14 protein-coding genes and 1 pseudogene are annotated in these 20,827 nt (G+C 71.3%); 13 read left to right on the top strand and 2 right to left on the bottom strand.

The features are described 5' to 3' along the window. Window positions 1-69: 69 nt before the first annotated feature. Complete coding sequence (locus ACQEUX_RS02365) at window positions 70-2,778, bottom strand: MGH1-like glycoside hydrolase domain-containing protein (protein ID WP_433040375.1); 2,709 nt, start codon at window positions 2,776-2,778, stop codon at window positions 70-72. 42 nt (window positions 2,779-2,820) lie between these two features. On the opposite strand from ACQEUX_RS02365, the gene ACQEUX_RS02360 reads away from it, so the two are divergent. The 13 genes and pseudogenes from ACQEUX_RS02360 to ACQEUX_RS02300 form a co-directional block, all read left to right on the top strand. Then, window positions 2,821-4,764 (top strand): amylo-alpha-1,6-glucosidase, encoded by a 1,944-nt coding sequence (locus ACQEUX_RS02360; protein ID WP_433040372.1) that lies wholly within the window; start codon window positions 2,821-2,823, stop codon window positions 4,762-4,764. 137 nt (window positions 4,765-4,901) lie between these two features. Beyond that, complete coding sequence (locus ACQEUX_RS02355) at window positions 4,902-6,236, top strand: glycosyltransferase family 4 protein (protein ID WP_433040369.1); 1,335 nt, start codon at window positions 4,902-4,904, stop codon at window positions 6,234-6,236. A gap of 83 nt (window positions 6,237-6,319) precedes the next feature. Continuing rightward, window positions 6,320-8,032, top strand: a complete 1,713-nt coding sequence (locus ACQEUX_RS02350) for a protein kinase domain-containing protein (protein ID WP_433040366.1) — start codon at window positions 6,320-6,322, stop codon at window positions 8,030-8,032. A 179-nt stretch (window positions 8,033-8,211) separates the two neighbouring features. After that, window positions 8,212-9,783 carry a protein kinase domain-containing protein gene (locus ACQEUX_RS02345; protein WP_433049539.1) on the top strand — a complete coding sequence of 524 codons (1,572 nt, stop codon included), beginning with the start codon at window positions 8,212-8,214 and terminating at the stop codon, window positions 9,781-9,783. A gap of 103 nt (window positions 9,784-9,886) precedes the next feature. Further along, window positions 9,887-10,696: a metal-dependent hydrolase gene (locus tag ACQEUX_RS02340; RefSeq protein ID WP_433040363.1), complete on the top strand. Its 810-nt coding sequence runs from the start codon at window positions 9,887-9,889 to the stop codon at window positions 10,694-10,696. Further along, a complete protein-coding gene (locus tag ACQEUX_RS02335) occupies window positions 10,693-11,601 on the top strand; it encodes an amidohydrolase family protein (protein ID WP_433040360.1) in 909 nt (302 codons plus the stop codon). The genes ACQEUX_RS02340 and ACQEUX_RS02335 overlap by 4 nt, the downstream gene beginning before the upstream one ends. A 170-nt stretch (window positions 11,602-11,771) precedes the next feature. Then, window positions 11,772-12,821, top strand: coding sequence for a LacI family DNA-binding transcriptional regulator (locus ACQEUX_RS02330; protein WP_433049536.1), 1,050 nt, complete (start codon window positions 11,772-11,774; stop codon window positions 12,819-12,821). Between the two features lie 85 nt (window positions 12,822-12,906). After that, window positions 12,907-14,211: an ABC transporter substrate-binding protein gene (locus tag ACQEUX_RS02325; RefSeq protein ID WP_433040357.1), complete on the top strand. Its 1,305-nt coding sequence runs from the start codon at window positions 12,907-12,909 to the stop codon at window positions 14,209-14,211. Window positions 14,212-14,278: 67 nt separating this feature from the next. Further along, the gene (locus tag ACQEUX_RS02320) at window positions 14,279-15,247 is read left to right on the top strand and encodes a carbohydrate ABC transporter permease (RefSeq protein WP_433040354.1); all 969 of its coding nucleotides are present in this window, start codon (window positions 14,279-14,281) and stop codon (window positions 15,245-15,247) included. Between the two features lies 1 nt (window position 15,248). Next, window positions 15,249-16,136, top strand: coding sequence for a carbohydrate ABC transporter permease (locus ACQEUX_RS02315; RefSeq protein ID WP_433040351.1), 888 nt, complete (start codon window positions 15,249-15,251; stop codon window positions 16,134-16,136). Continuing rightward, entirely contained in the window at window positions 16,133-18,364 is a 2,232-nt protein-coding gene (gene yicI, locus ACQEUX_RS02310; RefSeq protein ID WP_433040348.1) for an alpha-xylosidase, read from the top strand. Before ACQEUX_RS02315 ends, yicI begins: the two co-directional genes overlap by 4 nt. After that, on the top strand, window positions 18,361-19,770 hold the full coding sequence (locus ACQEUX_RS02305) for a GH1 family beta-glucosidase (RefSeq protein ID WP_433040345.1): 1,410 nt from the start codon (window positions 18,361-18,363) through the stop codon (window positions 19,768-19,770). The genes yicI and ACQEUX_RS02305 overlap by 4 nt, the downstream gene beginning before the upstream one ends. 22 nt (window positions 19,771-19,792) lie before the next feature. Further along, a pseudogene (locus ACQEUX_RS02300) lies at window positions 19,793-20,197 on the top strand (alpha/beta fold hydrolase); the annotation flags it as partial. A gap of 27 nt (window positions 20,198-20,224) precedes the next feature. Here the strand turns inward: ACQEUX_RS02300 and ACQEUX_RS02295 are convergent. Then, window positions 20,225-20,818, bottom strand: a complete 594-nt coding sequence (locus ACQEUX_RS02295) for a nucleotidyltransferase family protein (RefSeq protein WP_433049533.1) — start codon at window positions 20,816-20,818, stop codon at window positions 20,225-20,227. Window positions 20,819-20,827 lie beyond the last annotated feature (9 nt).

Genomic DNA, 20,827 nt, shown 5'->3' with positions numbered 1-20,827 from the left:
GCATCACTCAGCTACTTTCCAGCAGCCGACCCCGGCCGAGCAGGGGTTGGGGAAACCTCCACGAGGACGTCAGCGGCGCAGGGTGAGGATCAGGTCGGCGACCAGGGCCGTCCAGCCGGTCTGGTGCCAGGCACCCAACCCGGCCCCGTTGTCGCCGTGGAAATACTCCGGGAAGGCGATCAGGTCCCGCCAGTCCGGGTGGGTCTGGAAGATCCGGCACGCGCCGTAGATCGGCCGTCGGCCCCAGTCGTCCTGTGTGAACAGCGAGATCAGCCGGCCGGAGAGGTCGTCGGCGATCTCGTCCAGAGTGCACTTCACCCCGGAGCGGGTCGGGTACTCCACCTGAAGGTCGTCGCCGAAGAACGCCGCGTAGTCACGCAGCGCGCTGATCAGCAGGAAGTTCGTCGGCATCCAGATCGGCCCGCGCCAGTTCGAGTTGCCGCCGAACAGGCCGCTGGTCGACTCGGCCGGCTCGTAGCCGACGGAGAACTCCTGCCCGCCGAGAGTGACCGAGAACGGCTTGTCCAGGTGCGCGCGGGACAGCGTACGCAGGCCGAAGTCGGAGAGGAACTCGTCGGAGTCCAGCATCCGGGCCAGCAGCCGGACCACCTGCTCCGGGCCGACCATGGACAGCAGCCGCTGCTGGCGGCCGTCCGGGCCCAGCCGGCGGGTGCCGATCACCTGGGCGTACTCCGGGCGGTTGGTGAGGAACCACCGCAACCGGGCGCCCAACTCCGGCAGGCGGTGCAGGGTCTTCGCGGTGAGCCGGGTGGTGGCGGCCAGCGGCAGCAACCCGACCACGGAACGGACCTTCAGCGGCACCTTCGTCCCGTCGGCGAGGCGCAGCACGTCGTAGAAGAAGGCGTCCTCGTCGTCCCACAACCCCTGCTCGTACGCGGCGGCGGCGATGTACGCGAAGTGCTCGAAGAACTTGGTGGCGGTGTCCACCCAGGTCCTGTCGTGTTCGGCCAGCACGATCGCCATGTCCAGCATGTTCAGCGCGTACATCGCCATCCAGCCGGTGCCGTCGGACTGCTCCAGCACACCGGCCACCGGCAGCGCCGCCGAGCGGTCGAACGGCCCGACGTTGTCCAGCCCGAGGAAGCCGCCCTCGAAGACGTTGTTACCGCCGGTGTCCTTGCGGTTGACCCACCAGGTGAAGTTGAGCAGCAGCTTGTGCATCACCCGGGCCAGGAACTCGTAGTCCCGCCCGCCGTCGATCTCGAACACCTTCAGCGCCGCCCACGCGTGCACCGGCGGATTCACGTCACCGAACGCCCACTCGTACGCCGGGATCTGCCCGTTGGGATGCAGGTACCACTCGCGGAGCAGGAGCAGCAGTTGCTCCTTGGCGAAGCCCGGGTCGACCCGGGCGATGCTCACGCAGTGGAAGGCCAGGTCCCAGGCCGCGTACCAGGGGTACTCCCAGGGGTCGGGCATGGAGATGACGTCGAAGCTGGTCATGTGCCACCAGGCGCTGTTGCGCCCGTGCCGGCGCCCGGCCGGCGGCGGCGTGGAGCCCGGGTCGCCTTCGAGCCAGCGTTTGACGTCGAAGTGGTAGAACTGCTTGCCCCACATCAGCCCGGCGATGGCCTGCCGGGCCACCAACGCCTCGTCGGACGTGGCGGCGGGCGGGATGACCTCGGCGAAGAACCGGTTCGCCTCGGCCCGCCGCGCCCACACCACGGCCTCGAAGCCGTCACTGAGGTCGGCCGGGGGCGGCGGCGCGGCGGCCGGAGGCGACGCGGTACGGGTCAACCGCAGCCGGATCTGGCGCTGCCCGCCGGCCGGCACGTCGAGCACGTAGTGCAGCGCGCCCTTGGTGCCCTCCCGCGCCGGGTTGACCGTGGCCGCGCCGTTGACCACGTGGTCGTTGATGCCGTCCTTCGGGTACGGCGAGCGGCCGGGCAGGCCCCAGAGCCGTTCGGCGTTGGTGTCGTTGTCACAGAGCAGCGGAACCGGGCCGCCGTCGCCCTCCAGCAACAGCTGGCCGAGCACCCGGTGCTCGCCGACGAGCCGGGTGCCCTGGCCGGTCAGCCGGGGGATCCGGTCCCCGCCGGGCAGGCCCCACGCCCAGGTGTTGCGGAACCACAGGGTGGGCAGGACGTGCAGGGTCGCGGCCCGGTCACCGCGGTTGGCGACGGTCACCACCATGCAGAGGTCGGTCGGGGACGCCTTGGCGTAGTCGACGGTCACCGCCCAGTACCGGTCGTCGTCGAAGATCCCGGTGTCCACCAGCTCGTACTCGGTGTCGTCGCGGCCGCGCAACGCGTTCACCGCGACGAGTTCGTCGTACGGGAAGGCGGCCTGCGGGTAGTGGTAGCGCCAGCGCATCCAGGAGTGGGTGGGCGTGGAGTCCTCGTACCACCAGTACTCCTTGACGTCCTCGCCGTGGTTGCCGCCGTCGCCGCCGAGGCCGAACATCCGCTCCTTGAGGATCGGGTCCTTGCCGTTCCACAGCGCGAGAGCGAAGGCGAAGGTCTGTCTGTCGTCGCAGACGCCGGCCATCCCGTCTTCATTCCACCGGTAGGCTCTGGACCGCGCGTGGTCGTGCGGGAAGTAGTCCCAGGCCGTACCGTGCTCGCTGTAGTCCTCCCGTACCGTCCCCCACGCCCGTTCGGACAGATAGGGACCCCATGCGCGCCAATCCTGCTCCCCCGAGTCGGCCTGGGCGAGCCGGAGCCGCTCAGCGTCGGGTGGCGAGGCGTCGGAGGACGATCGGTCAGTGATCACGTGCACATCTTTGACGTCGCCGCGGTACTTGACCACAGCGGCCATTCTCGTCGTGGCGTGTTACACCTCGCCGCCGGTGGAGGAAAGTTGATCGACATTCACTTCGGCCCGCAGGTCTGCGGCGATCTGACCAGCGCGGCCAGCCGGGAGTGGCTGGTGCCCGACGGCCTCGGCGGATATGCGACGGGCACCGTCGGGGGGCTGCGGACGCGTCGTTACCACGGTCTGTTGGTGGTTCCCGGGGAAACCCCGGCATCCCGCCGAGTGGGACTGGTGAGTCTCGATCCGGCGGTCACCCTGCCGTCCGGCGTGCGGGTGCGGCTCGGCGCGCACGAGTGGTCCTCCGGCGACGTGGACCCGCGCGGCTTCGAGCTGCTGGAGCGTTTCGACCTGGCCGACGGGCTGCCCCGGTGGCGGTGGCGCATCGGCGCGGTGGTGATCGAGCGGGAGTTGGCCATGCTGCCCGGTCGCTCCTGCGTGGCGGTGGTGCACCGGCTGGTCGCCGGCGGGCCGGTCCGGTTGGAGCTCTCCGCCGCCTGCACCTGGCGCGACGCGCACGGCGAACGGCGGGCCGACGGCCCGATCCCGCGGGTCGAGCCGGTGGCTGACGGCGCGGTGGTCGAGGGCGCGTACCGGCTGGCCGGCCCGGGCTGGGCGCCCGAGGGGCAGTGGTGGCTGGGCGTACACCACCGCGAGGAGGCCAACCGGGGTCTGCACCCGAACGAGGACCTCTGGTACGCGGGGCGCTTCGTCGGCGAGCTGGAACGCCCCGGCGACACGGTGTCGGTGCGGGCCTGGGCCGGCCGGCTCGACGAGGAACCGCCGCCGGCCGCGGAGATCGTGTCGACGGCCCGGCGGCGCAACCGGCAGGTGGTGGCGACGGCGAAGCCGGCGGACCCGGTCGAGGCGACGCTCACGCTGGCGGCGGACGCGTTCGTGGTGCGTACCGGGGGCACGGCGGTCGACGTGGTGGCCGGTTACCCGTGGTTCGGGGCCTGGTCGCGGGACACGATGATCTCGTACGAGGGGTTGTTCCTCTGCACCGGTCGCGCCGACGAGGGGCGCGAGCTGCTGCGGGCGTACGCGGCGACGCTGTCCGAGGGGATGTTGGCCAACACCGCCGACACCGGTCGGGTGGAGTACAACACCGTCGACGGCACCCTGTGGTTCCTGCACGCGGTGAGCCGGCACGTCACGGTGACCGGTGACACCGACCTCGGCGACGAGCTGCTGCCCGCGCTGCGGACGGTCGTCGACGCCCACGTGGCCGGTACCCGCTACGGGATCTCCGTCGACCCGGCCGACGGTCTGCTCAGCCAGGGCGCCCCGGGCACCGCGCTGACCTGGATGGACGCCCGGGTGTACGGCGTCCCGGTCACCCCGCGTACCGGCAAGCCGGTCGAGGTCAACGCGTTGTGGATCAACGGGCTGGCCGGGCTCGCGGAGCTGACCGAGCTGGCCGGACAGGACGCGGACGAGCTGTGGCGACGGCACGGGCAGGCGACCACCTCGTTCCGGGAGCGTTTCCCGGCGCCGACCGGCTGGCTGCACGACGTGCTGGACGCGCCCGCGCCGGCGTACCCGCTGGGCGGGGCCGCCCTGCACGACGACGACGCGCTGCGCCCCAACCAACTGCTGGCCTGGTCCCTGCCGTACGCGCCGATGGAGCCGGACGAGGTGACGCTGCGCCGCATCGCGGGCGGGCTGCTCACCCCGCTCGGGCCACGTAGCCTCGCCCCGGATTCGCCGGAGTTCGTGGGACGGCACCGGGGCGGCCCGGCCGACCGGGACGGGGCCTACCACCAGGGCACGGTCTGGCCGTGGCTGCTCGGCCCGTACGTGGACGCCGGTCGCCGGGGGAAGATGTCAGTCGATGATGCATTCGTCGGTATTGAAGCCCATCTGACCGAATATGGGTTAGGATCGGTGAGCGAAACGGCCGACGGCCTCGCGCCGCACGCCGCGACCGGCTGCCCGTTCCAGGCGTGGTCGGTGGCCGAGCTGCTGCGGGTGCGCCGAAAGGGCCAGTAGCGCTTTACACGACCGCAACGGCCGTGTCGCCGCTGGTTATCTCGATCCCGGCAGGATTGGCCCCGATCCAGACGCGACGGCGACATCGACTTCGGTGTCGGTCGGCGCGCGCCCGGGGACAATTCAGAGGGGGCCGCATGTCACCCGACGCCCACGTGATCGGCATCCACCCCGCCCGGCAACTTCGGGTGCTGATGCTGTCCTGGGAGTACCCGCCGGTGCTCGTCGGCGGCCTCGGCCGACACGTCCACGCCCTCTCCGTCGCCCTCGCCGCCGCCGGCCACGACGTCACCGTCGTCACCCGGCACGCCGACGGCGCGCCCCTGGAGGAATACGCCGACGGCGTCCGCATCCTGCGCGCCCCCGAAGACCCCGTCACCTTCCCCCTCGCCACCAGCTCCCTGCTGGCCTGGACCATGGCCTTCAACCACACCCTCACCCGCACCGCCCTACGCGCCACCGAAGCCGGCACCTACGACGTCATCCACGCCCACGACTGGCTCGTCGCCCACACCGCCATCACCCTGGCCGAGCACCTGGACCTGCCCCTGGTCACCACCATGCACGCCACCGAGGCGGGCCGGCACCAGGGCTGGCTGCCGGAGGAGATGAACCGCACCATCCACGGCGTCGAGCACTGGCTCAGTAACTCCTCCATCCGGGTCATCACCTGTTCGGGGTACATGCGCGAGCAGGTGACCGCACTGTTCGACGTACCGGCCGCACAGGTCGACGTGGTGCCCAACGGGGTCGACGGCCGAGCCTGGCGGGCCCGGCCGAGGGCGGTCGCGTCGGCCCGGGCGCGGTTCGCCGGAGACGGCCCGTTGGTCGGGTACGCCGGGCGGCTGGTCTACGAGAAGGGCGTCCAGCACCTGGTGCACGCGGTGCCCCGGCTCCGCGAGCGGCACCCGGGATTGCGCGTGGTGATCGCCGGCGACGGCCCGTACCGCGCCGAGTTGGAGGCGGAGGCCCGGCGTCTGGCGCTCTGCTCGACCGTCCGGTTCACCGGCTTCCTCGACACCATCCAACTGCCGGCGATGCTCGGCGCGACCGACGCGACAGTGGTGCCCAGCCTCTACGAACCGTTCGGCATGGTGGCGCTGGAGGCGGCAGCCGCCGGGGCGCCGCTGGCCGTGGCCCGCACCGGCGGTCTCGCCGAGATCGTCGAGCCCGGCGTGACCGGGGTGACGTTTCCGCACAGCGACCCGGACGCGCTCGCCGGCGCGGTCGGCCAACTGCTCGGCGACGAGGTCTTCGCCCGCCGGGTGGCCCGACGGGCCCGAACGATGGTCGGCGAGCGGTACGGGTGGGCCACGATCGCGGCCCGTACCGCCGCCAGCTACACCGCGGCCCGTCGGGAGCACGGCCCGCTACAGGCCCGGAGGGCCGCCACCCGACTGGCCGGCGAACGTACCCGGATCTCCATTCCGGAGGGCAATCTGCTGGCCCGCGCCGACCACGCCGCCTGCTGAGCTGAGTCGGACGACCGATAGGTGACTTCCGATCCGCTGGCTAGGGTGTAGCCCGGAACCGCGGTGAGGAGGAGCGTGCGCAGGTGCTGATCGCCGGTCGGTACCGGCTGCTCGACCTGGTGGGTCGCGGGGGCATGGGTCGGGTGTGGCGTGCCCGCGACGAGATGCTGCACCGTGAGGTCGCGGTCAAGGAGATCGTGCCGCCGAGCTGGCTCGCCGACCACGAGCGGGCCGAGCTGCGCTCGCGCACCCTGCGGGAGGCGCGCGCCGCGGCCCGGCTCAACCATCCCGCCGTGGTCCGGCTCTACGACGTCATCCCGGTCGAGGGCAGCCCATGGATCGTCATGGAGTACGTCCCGTCCCGCACCCTGCAGGACGTGCTGGACGCCGAGGGGCCGCTGGAGCCGGCCCGAGCTGCCCGGATCGGCCTGGCCGTGCTCGACGCGCTGCGGGCCGCACACACGGCCGGGGTGCTGCACCGCGACATCAAGCCGCAGAACGTGCTGGTGGCGCACGACGGGCGGGTGATGCTCACCGACTTCGGGCTGGCCACCTTCGACGGCGGTGACGGCGCGATGACCCGCCCCGGCATGGTTTTCGGCTCCCCGCAGTACGTCGCCCCGGAGCGGGCCGCCGAGGGGGTGTCCACGGTGGCCGCCGACCTGTGGTCGCTCGGGGCGACCCTGCACGCCGCGGTGGAGGGCCGCTCCCCGTACGCCCGCAGCACGGCGATGGCCACCCTGAGCGCACTGGCCGCCGGGCCGCCCGACCCGGCACCGCACGCCGGGCCGCTCGCGCCGGTGCTCGCCGGGCTGCTGCGTCGCGACCCGCGCGACCGCCTCGACCACGACGGGGCCCGCAGGTTGCTCAGCACCGCGGCGACCGGCCGCGCCGATCCGCTGTCCGCCCCGGCGGACCGGACGGCGGATCCGAGCCGCCGGCTCACCGGAGCCCCGACAGCCGACCAGGATCCCACCGTCCCGCTGCCCGACCCTGATCCGCCCACCTCCTCGGGCAACCCGGGCCCGACCCCTGCGGCCTCGGTGCTCACCCGACCGGGCTGGCAGCCCAGGGCACGTCGGGGGGCGCTGGTCGTCGTGGCGCTCCTGGTGGCCGCCGCCGCCGGCGTGGGCACAGCGCTGGCCGTCACCGGCGACGAGCCCAGCGACACGGCGAGTTCGTCCACCGCGCCGCCGTCGTACCGCCCGCCGGACCGTGGAGGCCCCGGCGGCCCCGGCGGCCCCGGCGGCCCCGGCCGGCCCGGCCCACCGCCCGGTGGGCGGGACGTCCCGCCGCCCCCGTTCGCGTGCGTACGCCCGGATGTCGTCGGCGCTCCGGTACCGGTCGGCACGCCGGCGTCCGGCGAACGGTTCCGGCCGCCGCCCGGCTGGGTCTGGCATGCCGACGCGACCGGCTTCCGGGTCTCCGTACCGGCGACGTGGCACTACTCCCACGACGGCACGGTGGCGTGTTTCCAGGACCCGGCGACCGGCCGGGCCTTCAGTGTCGCCGAGGGCGGTGCCGCCGATCCCCTGGCCCGGCTGCGGGCGGCCCGCGACGCGGCGGCCAGGGCCGGGGCCCTGCCGGGGTACGACGAGATCCGACTTGCCGCGAGCGACGGCGGAGCGGCGTGGGAGTGCCGCTGGCAGGCGCCGTACGGAGCCTGGCTGCACGCCCGGCAACAGGTCGTCGGGGCCAGCCGCTGGACGTTGGGCTGGATCACCGACGACGGGGACTGGACCCGGTCCGGCGCGGACTGGACGGCGGTGCGAGACAGTTTCCGACCACCCCGCTGACCTGCGTCGTATGGTCACGATACGGACCACCGTCTGGCGTGGATCGAGGCCACGCAGCGGATGATAAAGCCAGAATCGGTGGCTATCGTGTAACTCGGGGTCACCGAGGGGGAGCGACCGTGCAGCATTTGCTGATCGCGGGTCGGTACCGGCTGCTCGACCTGGTCGGCACCGGCGGAATGGGCCGGGTGTGGCTTGCTCGCGACGAGATGTTGCATCGCGACGTCGCGGTGAAGGAGATCGTGCCGCCGTCCTGGCTGGCCGAGGCCGAACGCGAGGGGCTGCGACTGCGGACCCTGCGCGAGGCACGCACCGCCGCACGGCTCAACCACCCCAACGTGGTGCGCATCTACGACGTGGTGCACGACCGGGAGAGCCCGTGGATCGTGATGGAGTACGTGCCGTCCCGCTCGGTACAGCAGATCATCGGCGACGAGGGGCCCCTGAGCCCGCAGCGCACCGCCCGGATCGGGCTGGCCGTGCTCGCCGCGTTGCGGGCCGCGCACACCGCCGGGGTGCTGCACCGCGACATCAAGCCGCACAACGTGCTGGTGGCCGACGACGGGCGGGTGGTGCTCACCGACTTCGGGCTGGCCACCTTCGACGGTGGCGACGGTGCGATGACCGGGCCCGGCATGGTGCTCGGCTCACCGCAGTACGTCGCCCCTGAGCGGGCCCGCGAAGGGGTGTCGGACCCGCGTACCGACATGTGGTCGCTGGGCGCGACCCTCTACGCGACGGTCGAGGGGCGGTCGCCGTACGCCCGGTCGAGCGCGATGGCGACACTCAGCGCGCTGGCCACCGAACCACCGGACCCGACGCGCCGCGCCGGGCCGTTGGCTCCTGTCCTCACCGGCCTGTTGCAGCGCGACCCCTGGCGACGGTTGACCGCCGCCGAGGCGGAGCCGCTGCTGAGAGGCGCCGCGGCGACCCCCGAGCAGCCCGCCCGGCCACCCCGGTCCTCGGCGGTGGCGGCAGTCCTCGGCGCGAGCCGTGCCATCGCGCCCCACCCGCTCGACCCGCCGGCTCCGCTCGGCGTTCCGGCGACGCCGACCGCAGAGCTGGCGAGCCGGCCCGGCCGTCGCGGGCGTCGGCGCCTGATCGCCCTGGGTGGTGCGGCCACCGCGCTGCTCGTCGCCGGTGGCGTCACACTGGCGCTGGTCAACCGCCACGACGAGCGGACACCACCGTCCGGCTCGGGTGGCGGGGCGCCGACCTCCAGGCCGGCCGCGTTCGCCTGCTCGACGCCTCCGCCGGCGGCGGCCACGCCGGTGGCGTCGGTGTCGCCGCCGGCCGACGCACGGTACCGGCTGCGTGAGGGCTGGACCTGGCACGACGACCCGACCGGTTTTCGGATCGCCGCGCCGGTGGCCTGGGCGCGCTGGACCGAGGGCGCGGTGACCTGCTTCCGGGAACTCGACGGGGCCCGGGTGCTGAGCGTGGAGGCGGGGCCGGCGCGGCCCGACCCGGTGGCCTACTGGAAGGCCGAGGAGGCGCGACTCACCACCGCCGGCTCGCTTCCCGGCTATCGCAAGGTGGACATCTCGGCGATGGACATCTTCGAGGGTGGCGCGGTCTGGGAGTGCGGCTGGGAGAACGCCGCCGGCGAGCAGGTGCACAGTTTCCGGTTGCTGGCCAACACGTCGGCTGAGCGTTCCTACACCGTCTCCTGGTTGACAAAAGAGTTCGACTGGCAGGTCAACGCGGCATACTTGCCGATGATCCGGCAGAGCTTCACCCCCGCCCTGTGACGCGGTCCGTTGTGGACCGTCCGGGTGATGCCCCTGCGGCGCCGGCGCTGACTACAGTGGCGTAGCTTTGGGCGCTCAAGATCCCTGGGGAGGGTGAGCCGAGATGATGGGACCGCAGCACGCGCTGTCTGGCGCGGCGGTGTGGTTGGCAGGGTCCTGGGCACTGGACCAGTTCGCCGACTACCACCAGTCACCGCTCGCGTTGGCCGTGGGCACCGCGGTGTGCGCCGGTGGCGCACTCTTTCCCGACCTCGACATGTCGGGCAAGGTGACCCGCAACCAGGGTGGGGCCACCGTGGCCCGCACCTTCGGGGTCTTCTCCCTCTTCGCCGCCGAGGTGATGGAGAAGGTCTCACTGGGGGTCTACTACGCCACGAAGCTCAGCAAGGACCCGCGCCGCAACAACGGGCACCGGACGCTGACCCACACGCTGCCGTTCACCGTGCTGATCGGCTGGGGCACCACCGCGCTCTGCGCCGCGTACGGCAAGTGGGCGGTGATCACCATCCTGTTCTTCATGTTCGGCCTCGCCCTGCGCGGGCTGTTCGACAGGTGGGCGGAGCGCGCCGGCTGGGTCATCGTGACCCTCGCGTCGGCCGGAGCGGCCTGGTTCACCTTCGTCAACCTCCCGGGCGGGCGCGGGTATCCCCTGATCGGCACCGCGCTGGGGGTGGGCTGCTTCGTGCACATCCTCGGCGACATGGTCACCCGAGCCGGCGTGCCGATCCTGTGGCCGATCCCGATCAAGCGGCGTATGTGGATGATGGTCGGTCTGCCGAACAGCATCGCCCTGCGTGTCGGCAGCAAGGCCGAGGTGGTCGGGGTGCGCATCGCCCTGACCGTCGTCTCGGCGCTCGCCACCCTCGGCCTGATCGCGCCCTCGGTGCTGAGCCGGTTCGACATCGAGATATGACCGAGGCGGCGCCAGAGCCACCGCCAGCCGCCGACGCGCGGGTGCCGGACTTCTGGCGCACGCTGGGGCTGCCCGGGCTGGCCGACGTGCACGTGCACTTCCTGCCACCACGCCTGCTACGCCGGGTGTGGGCGTACTTCGACGCGGCCGGCCCGCTGGTCGGCACCGAGTGGCCGATCCGGTACCGGTGGAGCGACGCCGAGCGGGTCGCGTACCTGCACCGGCTCGGGGTACGGGCGTTCAGCGCGCTGGCGTACCCCCACCGACCGGGCATGGCGGCGGAGTTGAACCGTTGGACGCTGGAGTTCGCTCGGACCACCCCGGGCTGCCTGCCCTCGGCCACCTTCTTCCCGGAACCGGACGCGCCCGGGTACGTCGAGGCGGCGCTGGCCGGTGGGGCCCGGCTGTTCAAGGTGCACGTGCAGGTCGGCGGCTTCGCACCGACGGATCCGGCACTGGACCAGGTGTGGGGAATGCTGTCCGACGCGGGTGTGCCGGTCGTGGTGCACGCGGGTCACGCACCGGTGGGGACTCCGCACACCGGGCCGGAGCAGTTCGCCGCCCTGCTCGCCCGCCATCCTCGGCTGCCCGCCGTGGTGGCGCACCTCGGCGCACCGGACTATCGGGCGTTCCTGGACCTCGCCGAGGGCTACGAGCGGGTCCGGCTGGACACCACGATGGCGTTCACGTCCTTCTTCGATCAGTTCATCCCCTTCCCGGCCGATGAACTGCCCCGGCTGCGCGAGCTGGGGTTGGCCGGCAAGGTGCTGCTCGGCAGCGACTTTCCGAACATCCCCTACCCGTACGCCGACCAGTTGACCGGGTTGGCCCGGCTGGATCTGGGCGACGACTGGCTGCGCGCGGTCTGCTGGGGCAGCGCCGCCACCCTGTTCGACCTGTCCTGACCCGCCGCGCCGGTCACCTCCACGCGGCGGCCCGACTTCTTTTGGACATCGGCTATTGACGGCGCCGTAACAGGTGGCCTAGCGTCCTGTCGAACCGCTTCGTCGAAGCGTTTCGACGAAGGTTCGGGAGCGATCCCACGCCAGGCCGGAGGAGGTGCGCGGTGGCCACCATGCACGACGTCGCCCGCCTCGCCCGCGTCTCGGTCAGCACCGTCTCGTACGTGCTCACCGGCACCCGGCCGATCTCCCAGGCCACCCGGAACAAGGTGCTCGCCGCGATGGCCGAGCTGGACTACCAGCCCAACGCGATGGCCCGTGGCCTCGCCAGCCGGCGCAGCCGGATCCTCGGCCTGCTGATGCCGATGGACGAGCGCGGCCTCGGCGCCACCGAGACCGCCTTCGTCACCGGTGCCGCCGCCGCGGCCAGCGCTGCCGGGTACCACCTGGTGCTCTCGCCGGTCGGCGGTGGCGACCTCGACGACCTGCGTCGGCTGGCCAGCCAGCGGATGCTCGACGGCGTCGTGCTGATGGAGGTCCAGCTCGCCGACGAACGGGTCACCGTGCTCCAGGAGGCCGGCGTGCCACTGGTGCTGATCGGCCGCACCGGCGACACCGGCACCCTCTCCTACGTCGACATCGACTTCGACCAGACCGTCCGGGAGGCCGTCGCGCACCTGGTCGGCCTCGGGCACCGGCGGATCGTCTACGTCAACCACTCCGCCGCCACACTGGCCAGCGGTTACGGGCCCGCGCTGCGCACCCGGGACGCCTTCGTCGCCGCGATGACCGGGCACGCTCTCGACCCGGTGATGATCGCCGCCGAGGACAGCGCCGCCGGCGGGCGTGCCGCTCTGGCCGCCGCGTTCGCGCAGGCTCCGGACCTGACCGCCGTGCTGGCCATGAACGAGACCGCGATCTTCGGCATCCTCGGCGAGCTGACCGGCCGTGGGATGTCGGTGCCCGACGACGTCTCGGTCGTCTCGATGGTCACCTCGCCGCAGGTCGCCGAGCTGGCCACCCCGGCGCTGACCGCGATGACGTCACCCGGTTCGGCCCTCGGCCGGATCGCGATCGAGGCGCTGCTGCGCCACCTGGATGGTCCCGGCGACCAACGTCACCAGCAACTGCTGCCGTGCGCGTTGGAGATCCGGGGATCGACCGCCGCGCCACGACGGCCGGCACTGGCCACCTCCGGTCCCAGTTCGACCGACGGGGGCTGACCAGCGAAAACGGCCCGCCGCCGCGCTGCAACGCGACGACGGACCCAGTGAAGTACCGGCTAGATACTCAACGAGGAGGATAGCAATGCAGCGATTCCGCCGGATCGTCGCCGCGATCGCCCTGGCCGCGACCGCGACGACCACCGTGGCCGCCTGCGGCGGTGGTGACAGCGAGGACGACAGCGGGGCCAAGACCCTCAAGCTCTGGCACTACGAGAGCGAGAACAGCGCCATGGGGATCGGCTGGAACCGGGCGATCGAGATCTTCAAGGCCGAGCACCCGGGCGTCGAGGTCCGCTTCGAGCGCAAGGCGTTCGAACAGATCCAGCAGAACGCTGGCATGATCATCAACTCGTCCGAAGGCCCGGACATCATGGAGTACAACAAGGGCAACGCGACCGCCGGGCTGCTCTCCTCCCAGGGCCTGCTCACCGACCTGAGCGCCGAGGCCGACAAGCGCGGCTGGGCCGGCAAGCTCAGCCCCAGCCTGCAGACCACCGCCCGGTACAGCGACAAGGGCGTGATGGGTTCGGGCAACTGGTTCGGCGTGCCGAACTACGGCGAGTACGTCACGGTCTATTACAACAAGGACCTGTTCCAGCGCAACGGCGTCAAGGTCCCGACCACCCTGTCCGAGATGACCGCCGCGATGGACACCTTCGTCGGCAAGGGCGTCACCCCGCTGGGCATGGCCGGCGCCGAGTACCCGGCCGGTCAGCTCTTCTACCAGCTCGCCCTGTCGAAGGCCGACCGGCAGTTCGTCGACAACTACCAGCTCTACAAGAACCCGGTCGACTTCAAGGCCGACCCGCTGAAGTACGGCGCGGACACCTTCGCCGACTGGGTCAGGAAGGGCTACGTCGCCAAGGACTCGGCGAGCCTCAAGGCCGAGGACATGGGCACCGCGTTCATCGGCGGCAAGGTTCCGATGATCGTCTCGGGCAGCTGGTGGTACGGCCGGTTCAAGGCCGAGATGAAGGCCAACTGGGACACCTTCCTCTTCCCGGGCAACACCCTGCAGGCCGGCTCCTCCGGCAACCTCTGGGTGGTCCCGGCGAACAGCAAGGCCAAGAGCCTGGCGTACGACTTCATCGACATCACCCTGCGTCCGGAGATCCAGGACCTGATCGGCAACAACGGTGGTGTCCCGGTCGCCGGTGACCCGGCGAAGATCAGCGACCCCAAGGACCGCAAGCTGATCGAGGACTTCAACACGGTCAGCAAGCAGGACGGGCTCGCCTTCTACCCGGACTGGCCGGTTCCCGGCTACTACGACGTGCTGGTCGCCGGCTTCCAGGGCCTGATCAACGGCTCCAAGTCGCCCGACCAGGTCCTCGACTCGATCGCCAAGCCGTACGCCGATGGCGTCAAGGAGATCACCGGCAAGTGACACGGCGAGCGGCGGGCGCGACCGGTACGACCGGCGCGCCCGCCCGCCCCGCCGGGAAGGATCTTCCATGGCAGTCTCCGAGACCCTCGCCACCGCGCAGCCGGCGGCGACCCCCACCCAGCCCACGCCCGGCCGCAAACGTCGCGGCCGCAACGCGGCGTACTGGCTCTACCTGCTCCCCGGGGCAGTGCTCTTCGTCCTGGTCATCGGCGCACCGCTGGTCGGCACCCTCTACCTGTCGCTGACCAAGTGGTCCGGCATCGGCGACCCCACCTGGGTCGGCCTGGACAACTACCAGCAGTTGCTGCAGGACGACGTGTTCTGGGCGTCGTTCCGCAACACCGTGTGGATGCTCGTCGCGATGGTGGTGGTACCCACCCTGCTCGGGTTGCTGCTCGCCGCGGTGCTCTTCGACGTCATCGGCCGCCGGTTCAAGCCCCGCACCGCGGCGGCGCTGCGAGCCGCCTTCTACCTCCCGCAGGTGCTCCCCGTCGTGGTGGCCGGCATCGTCTGGGGCTGGATCCTGCGGCCCGACGGCGCGTTCAACAGCCTGCTCGACGCGGTCGGCCTCGGCGCGCTACGCCACGACTGGCTCGGCGACCCGGACACCGCTCTGCCGGCCGTGATGGCGGTGATGATCTGGGTGCAGATCGGCTACCCGGTGGTCGTCTTCATGGCGGCGCTGCAACGGGTCGACCCGGAGCTGTACGAGGCGGCCGAGGTCGACGGCGCGAACTGGCTGCACCGGTTCCGGGCGATCACCCTCCCGCAGATCCGGCCGGAGACCTTCGTGGTGGCCCTGACCTGCACCATCGCCGCCCTGAAGGTGTTCGGGCCGATCTTCGCCCTGACCCGGGGCGGCCCGGAGAACGCCACGAACGTGCCGTCGTACTTCGCGTACTACACGTTCTTCAAGAAGCTCCAGGTCGGCTACGGCTCCGCCATCTCCACCGTGCTGACACTGATCATCGTTGTGGTGGCCGTGGTCTTCATCTGGATGCAGGCCCGCAGCGAGCGCCGGGACCGGGGGTTCTGACATGGCCGTCACACTCACTCCGACCACCGCACCGGTGGCGCCGCGTCGGCCCGTACGCGATCGGCACCACCGCGGCGCGAGCCGTTGGGTCGTGCTCACCCTGGTCACGCTCGCCGCCCTCGCCATGCTGGTGCCGTTCGCGTTCATGCTGCTCAACGCGTTCAAGTCGCCCGGTGACTACTCGTCGGGTGGCCCGCTGAGCTGGCCGACGGAGTTCTACACCAAGGGTCTGCGGACCTACTGGACCGAGGTGAACTTCCCGCTCAAGCTCTGGAACTCGGCGCTCATCGCCGGCTCCGTGGCGGTGCTCGGCGTCGCCGTGTCACTGCTCAACGCGTACGCCCTGGGCATCGGCCGGGTCCGCGGGCGGCTCTGGATCGTCGGTCTCTTCCTGCTGGCCAACATGCTGCCGCAGGAGGCGCTGATCTACCCGCTGTACTACGTGGCCAAGGAGGTCGGGCTCTACAACACCCGACTCGCGGTGATCATCATCTTCACCGTGATCCAGAGCGCGTTCGGCACCTACCTGCTCGCCTCGGTGCTGGGCACGTTCCCGCGCTCGCTGCTCGAAGCCGCCGCGCTCGACGGTGCCGGCAAGTGGACTGTGCTGTGGCGGGTGGTCTTCCCCAACCTGCGGCCCACCCTCGCGGTGCTGCTCATCTTCTTCTTCATCTGGACCTGGAACGAGTTCCTCATCCCGCTGGTCATGCTGATCGACAACCAGACGCAGACCATCCCGGTCGCGCTCGCGTCGCTTCAGGGCGACCGGCTGATGGACGCTCCGACCACCAACGCCGGCGCGCTGATCAGCCTGGTGCCGGCGATCCTCTTCTTCCTCATCTTCCAGCGCACTCTGGCGCGCGGCATCACGGCAGGAGCCGAGAAGTGAAGTTCACCGACGGGTACTGGCAACTGCGCCCCGGTGTCAGTGTCCTGCGCCCCGGCACCGTCGAGTCGGTCGAGCCGGACGAACGGGGTTTCACCGTCTTCGCCCCGACCGGTCAGATCACCGGACGCGGCGACACCCTCAACCGGCCCCTGGTCACCGTCCGGTTCTTCTCCCCCGCCCCCGGCGTCGTCGGGGTGACCATCGCCCACCACACCGGCGGGCTGCCCCGCGAGCCCCACTTCGGGCTGAGCACCGACGAGACGCACCCGGTCACCGTCGACATCACCGGGATCAGCGCGACGCTGACCACCGGCGAGCTGACCGCACGGGTCGCGCTCGTCGACGGGTGGCGGGTCGACTTCCTGCACGGCGACCGGCTGCTCACCGGGTCCACCGGGCGCAGCGTCGGCATCGTCACCGACGCCGAGGGCCGCCCGCACGTGCACGAACGGCTCGCCCTCGGTGTCGGCGAGACGGTGTACGGGTTGGGCGAGCGCTTCGGCCCGTTCGTCAAGAACGGGCAGACCGTCGACATCTGGAACGCCGACGGCGGCACCGCCAGCGAGCAGGCGTACAAGAACGTTCCGTTCTACCTCAGCAGTGCCGGCTACGGGGTGTTCGTGGACCACCCGGAGCACGTGTCGTTCGAGGTCGGCTCCGAGGTCGTCACGCAGAACCAGTTCAGTGTCGAGGGGCAGTCGCTCACCTACTACGTCATCGACGGGCCCAAGCCGAAGGACGTGCTGCGCCGCTACACCGCGCTGACCGGTCGTCCGGCCCGGATCCCCGCCTGGTCGTACGGGCTGTGGCTGTCCACCTCGTTCACCACCTCGTACGACGAGAAGACGGTGACCGAGTTCGTCGACGGGATGGCCGAGCGCGGGCTGCCGCTGTCGGTGTTCCACTTCGACTGCTTCTGGATGCGCCAGTTCCACTGGGTCGACTTCGTCTGGGACCCGGCGACCTTCCCCGACCCCGAGGGGATGCTGCGCCGGCTGCACGAGCGCGACCTGAAGGTGTGCGTCTGGATCAACCCGTACATCGCGCAGCGCTCGTACCTGTTCGAGGAGGGCCGGCAGGCCGGCTACCTGGTGCGCAACCCCGACGGTTCGGTCTGGCAGTGGGACAAGTGGCAGGCCGGCATGGCGCTTGTCGACTTCACCAACCCGGACGCGGTCCGCTGGTTCACCGGCAAGCTCAAGGCGCTGCTGGACATGGGCGTCGACTGCTTCAAGACCGACTTCGGTGAGCGCATCCCGACCGACGTGGTGTGGCACGACGGCTCGGACCCGCAGCGGATGCACAACTACTACTCGTACCTCTACAACAAGGCGGTCTTCGAGCTGCTGGAGACCGAGCGTGGAAAGGGCGAGGCCGTGCTGTTCGCCCGGTCGGCCACCGCCGGCGGGCAGCAGTTTCCGGTGCACTGGGGCGGCGACTGCGAGTCGACCTTCGTCGCCATGGCCGAGTCACTGCGCGGCGGGCTGTCCCTGGCCGCTTCCGGCTTCGGCTACTGGAGCCACGACATCGGCGGCTTCGAGGGCACCCCCGACCCGGTGGTGTTCAAGCGGTGGGTCGCCTTCGGGTTGCTCTCCTCGCACTCCCGGCTGCACGGCTCGGGCTCGTACCGGGTGCCGTGGGCGTTCGACGCCGAGGCCGTCGACGTGCTGCGGCACTTCACCCAGCTCAAACTCAGCCTGATGCCGTACCTGGCGGCCGCCGCCGAGGAGGCGCACCGCGACGGGACGCCGATGATGCGACCGATGATCCTGGAGTTCCCGGACGACCCGGCCGCCGCCCACCTGGACCGGCAGTACATGCTCGGCCCGGACGTGCTGGTCGCCCCGGTGCTCAGCGCCGACGGTGACGTCACCTACTACGTGCCCGGGGGCACCTGGACGCACCTGGTCACGGGCGCGCAGGTCACCGGCCCGGCGTGGGTCACCGAGAAGCACGGGTTCGACAGCCTGCCGGTGCTGGCACGGCCGGGTGCGGTCATCCCGTTCGGCGCCCGCAACGACCGACCGGACTACGAGTGGGCCGACGATGTGCGGCTGCGGCTGTACGCACCGGCCGAAGGGCAACAGACCCGGGTACGGGTACCGTCACCCGGGGACGGGCCGGGCGCCGAGTTCGACGTGCGCTACGAGGGTGGGACGGCCAGTGCCGAACTGGTCGCCGGCACCTCGACGGGCTACAGCTGCGAGATCCAGGGGACTGAACGATGACGCAACACCACTTCCCGGAGAGCTTCGTCTGGGGGTCGGCGACGGCGGCGTACCAGATCGAGGGCGCGGTCACCGAGGACGGGCGCGGGCCGTCCGTCTGGGACACCTACAGCCACACACCCGGTCGGACGCTGAACGGCGACACCGGCGACGTGGCGGCCGACCACTACCACCGCTGGGCCGACGACCTCGGGCACATCGCCGACCTCGGGCTCGGCGCGTACCGGTTCTCCATCTCCTGGCCGCGGGTGCAGCCGGGCGGCTCGGGTCGGTTCAACCAGGCCGGCATCGACTTCTACTCCCGGCTGGTGGACGGGTTGCTGGAGCGGGGCGTCCGCCCGGTGGCGACCATGTACCACTGGGACCTGCCGCAGGAGTTGGAGGACGGCGGCGGCTGGGCGGCGCGGGAGACCGCGCTGCGTTTCCAGGAGTACGCGGCCGGCATCGTCGGTGCGTTGGGTGACCGGGTGCACACCTGGACGACGCTGAACGAGCCGTGGTGCTCGGCGTACCTGGGTTACGCCTCCGGGGTGCACGCGCCGGGTCGCACCGAGCCGGCGGCGGCGCTGGCCGCGGTGCACCACCTCAACCTGGCGCACGGCCTGGCGGGCCGGGTGGTGCGGGAACTGGCCCCGGCCGCCGAGCTGTCGGTGACGCTGAACCTGCACGTGATCCGGGGTGCGTCCGACTCCGACGCGGACCAGGACGCGGTACGGCGGATCGACGCGCTGGCCAACCGGGCGTTCCTCGGCCCGATGCTGGACGGGGCGTACCCGGCCGACCTGCTCGCCGACACCGCCTCGGTCACCGACTGGTCGTTCGTCCGCGACGGTGACGAGAAGCTGATCGCGGTGCCCCTGGACGTGCTCGGGGTGAACTACTACTCCAGCACCCTGGTCCGGGCCTGGGACGGGGTGTCGGCCCGCTCCGACGCCGACGGGCACGGTGCCTCCACCTCGACGCCGTGGGTCGCCGCCGACAACGTCGACTTCCTGCCGCAGCCCGGCCCGTACACGGCGATGGGTTGGAACATCGACCCGCCCGCCCTGACCGAGCTGCTGCTGCGCCTGCACCGCGAATACCCGAACCAGCCGATGATGATCACCGAGAACGGTGCGGCCTTCGACGACGTGGTGTCGGCCGACGGCCGGATCCACGACGACCGGCGGATCGACTACCTGCGCCGGCACATCGGCGCGATGGCCGACGCCCGCGCGCAGGGTGCGGACGTGCGCGGTTACTTCGTCTGGTCGCTGCTGGACAACTTCGAGTGGGGCTACGGCTACGACCGCCGCTTCGGCATCATCCGGGTCGACTACGACACCCAGGTCCGCACCTGGAAGGACAGCGCCCACTGGTACCAGCGGCTCGCCGCCACCGGGAAGCTCGACCAGTCGCAGGACTGACGGCCATGTCCTGACGAGCGTGATGCCTGTGCGTCATCTTGATGACGCACAGGCATCACGCATTCCGGGAGGCGCCACGCAACGCCTCCTAGACCCCGGACCCGAGGACATTTGTCCAAGACGGACGACCGGCGGCCCGGGCATCGTCGTTCCCATGAGCGAGTACGACGTTGCGCAGTCGCAGGGCATGCACGTGGTTCACGACGGTCCGCGGGAGGCGCCGCCGCTGCTGCTGATCCACGGATCGGGGTTCTCGGGCGCCTCCTGGAATCCGGTGGTGCCTGCGCCCGCCGGCCACCACCACGTCATCCGGGTGGACCTCCCGGGCTGCGGCCGGTCTCCGGCCTCGCCGTCGTACGAGGTGCCCGACCAGGCGGACCGGGTGGCAGCGGTGCTCGACAACCTCGGCGTCCGATCCGTCGTCGCACTCGGGCACTCCCGCCCCCTCGCCCGCCTAGACCCCGACCCGCTGCGGCGGGACGGTGAGCCCGTAGAGCGCCATCAACTCCGGGGTGTCGACCCGGCTGCCATCGGCCACCGAATCGCAGGCGATGTCGACGATCTGGTCCTTGTGCGCCAGCAGATAGGGCCGGGCGCCCACGTCGGCGCTGGCCAGGGTGGCGATGCCGGGCCAGTGCCGGCGGCCGAAGAGCATCGGGTAGCCCCGCAACCCGTCGTAGGTGGCACAGACCAGCACGTCCGGGTACGGCAGCGCGGCCACCCGGCGTACCGCCACGGCGGTCAGGCCCGGCATGTCGACGGGGACCACCACCACCGCCTCGATTCCCTCGTCGTCCATGGCGGCCAGGCCGGCCCGGATCGACGAACCGACCCCGGTGCCCCACGCCTTGTTGATCACTACGGTGGCCTTGCCGAGATCAGCGGTCTCCCGGACCTGATCGGCGGCGGCACCCAACACGACCACGATCTGCTCGCAGCCCGCCTCGGTCATCGTGTCGATCATCTGGTTGACCAGGGGCTTCTCGCCCTGGTGCAGCAGCGCCTCGGGACCACCGATCCGTCGTCCCCCGCCCGCCGCGATGATCATTCCTGCGAT

The organism is Micromonospora sp. CA-259024, assembly GCF_050936255.1.
Classification (GTDB): Bacteria; Actinomycetota; Actinomycetes; order Mycobacteriales; family Micromonosporaceae; genus Micromonospora.
The sequence above is the reverse complement of the archived record's forward strand: the minus strand, read 5'-3'. Positions and strand labels throughout refer to the sequence as shown.

Bases quoted from the DNA above. Each gene is read 5' to 3' on its own strand.
- ACQEUX_RS02325 (WP_433040357.1), top strand. From the start codon at position 12,907: ATGCAGCGATTCCGCCGGATCGTCGCCGCGATCGCCCTGGCCGCGACC.
- ACQEUX_RS02345 (WP_433049539.1), top strand. From the start codon at position 8,212: ATGGGCCGGGTGTGGCTTGCTCGCGACGAGATGTTGCATCGCGACGTC.
- ACQEUX_RS02305 (WP_433040345.1), top strand. From the start codon at position 18,361: ATGACGCAACACCACTTCCCGGAGAGCTTCGTCTGGGGGTCGGCGACG.
- ACQEUX_RS02335 (WP_433040360.1), top strand. From the start codon at position 10,693: ATGACCGAGGCGGCGCCAGAGCCACCGCCAGCCGCCGACGCGCGGGTG.
- ACQEUX_RS02355 (WP_433040369.1), top strand. From the start codon at position 4,902: ATGTCACCCGACGCCCACGTGATCGGCATCCACCCCGCCCGGCAACTT.
- ACQEUX_RS02295 (WP_433049533.1), bottom strand. From the start codon at position 20,818: ATGATCATCGCGGCGGGCGGGGGACGACGGATCGGTGGTCCCGAGGCG.
- ACQEUX_RS02340 (WP_433040363.1), top strand. From the start codon at position 9,887: ATGATGGGACCGCAGCACGCGCTGTCTGGCGCGGCGGTGTGGTTGGCA.
- ACQEUX_RS02330 (WP_433049536.1), top strand. From the start codon at position 11,772: ATGCACGACGTCGCCCGCCTCGCCCGCGTCTCGGTCAGCACCGTCTCG.
- ACQEUX_RS02365 (WP_433040375.1), bottom strand. From the start codon at position 2,778: ATGGCCGCTGTGGTCAAGTACCGCGGCGACGTCAAAGATGTGCACGTG.
- ACQEUX_RS02315 (WP_433040351.1), top strand. From the start codon at position 15,249: ATGGCCGTCACACTCACTCCGACCACCGCACCGGTGGCGCCGCGTCGG.
- ACQEUX_RS02320 (WP_433040354.1), top strand. From the start codon at position 14,279: ATGGCAGTCTCCGAGACCCTCGCCACCGCGCAGCCGGCGGCGACCCCC.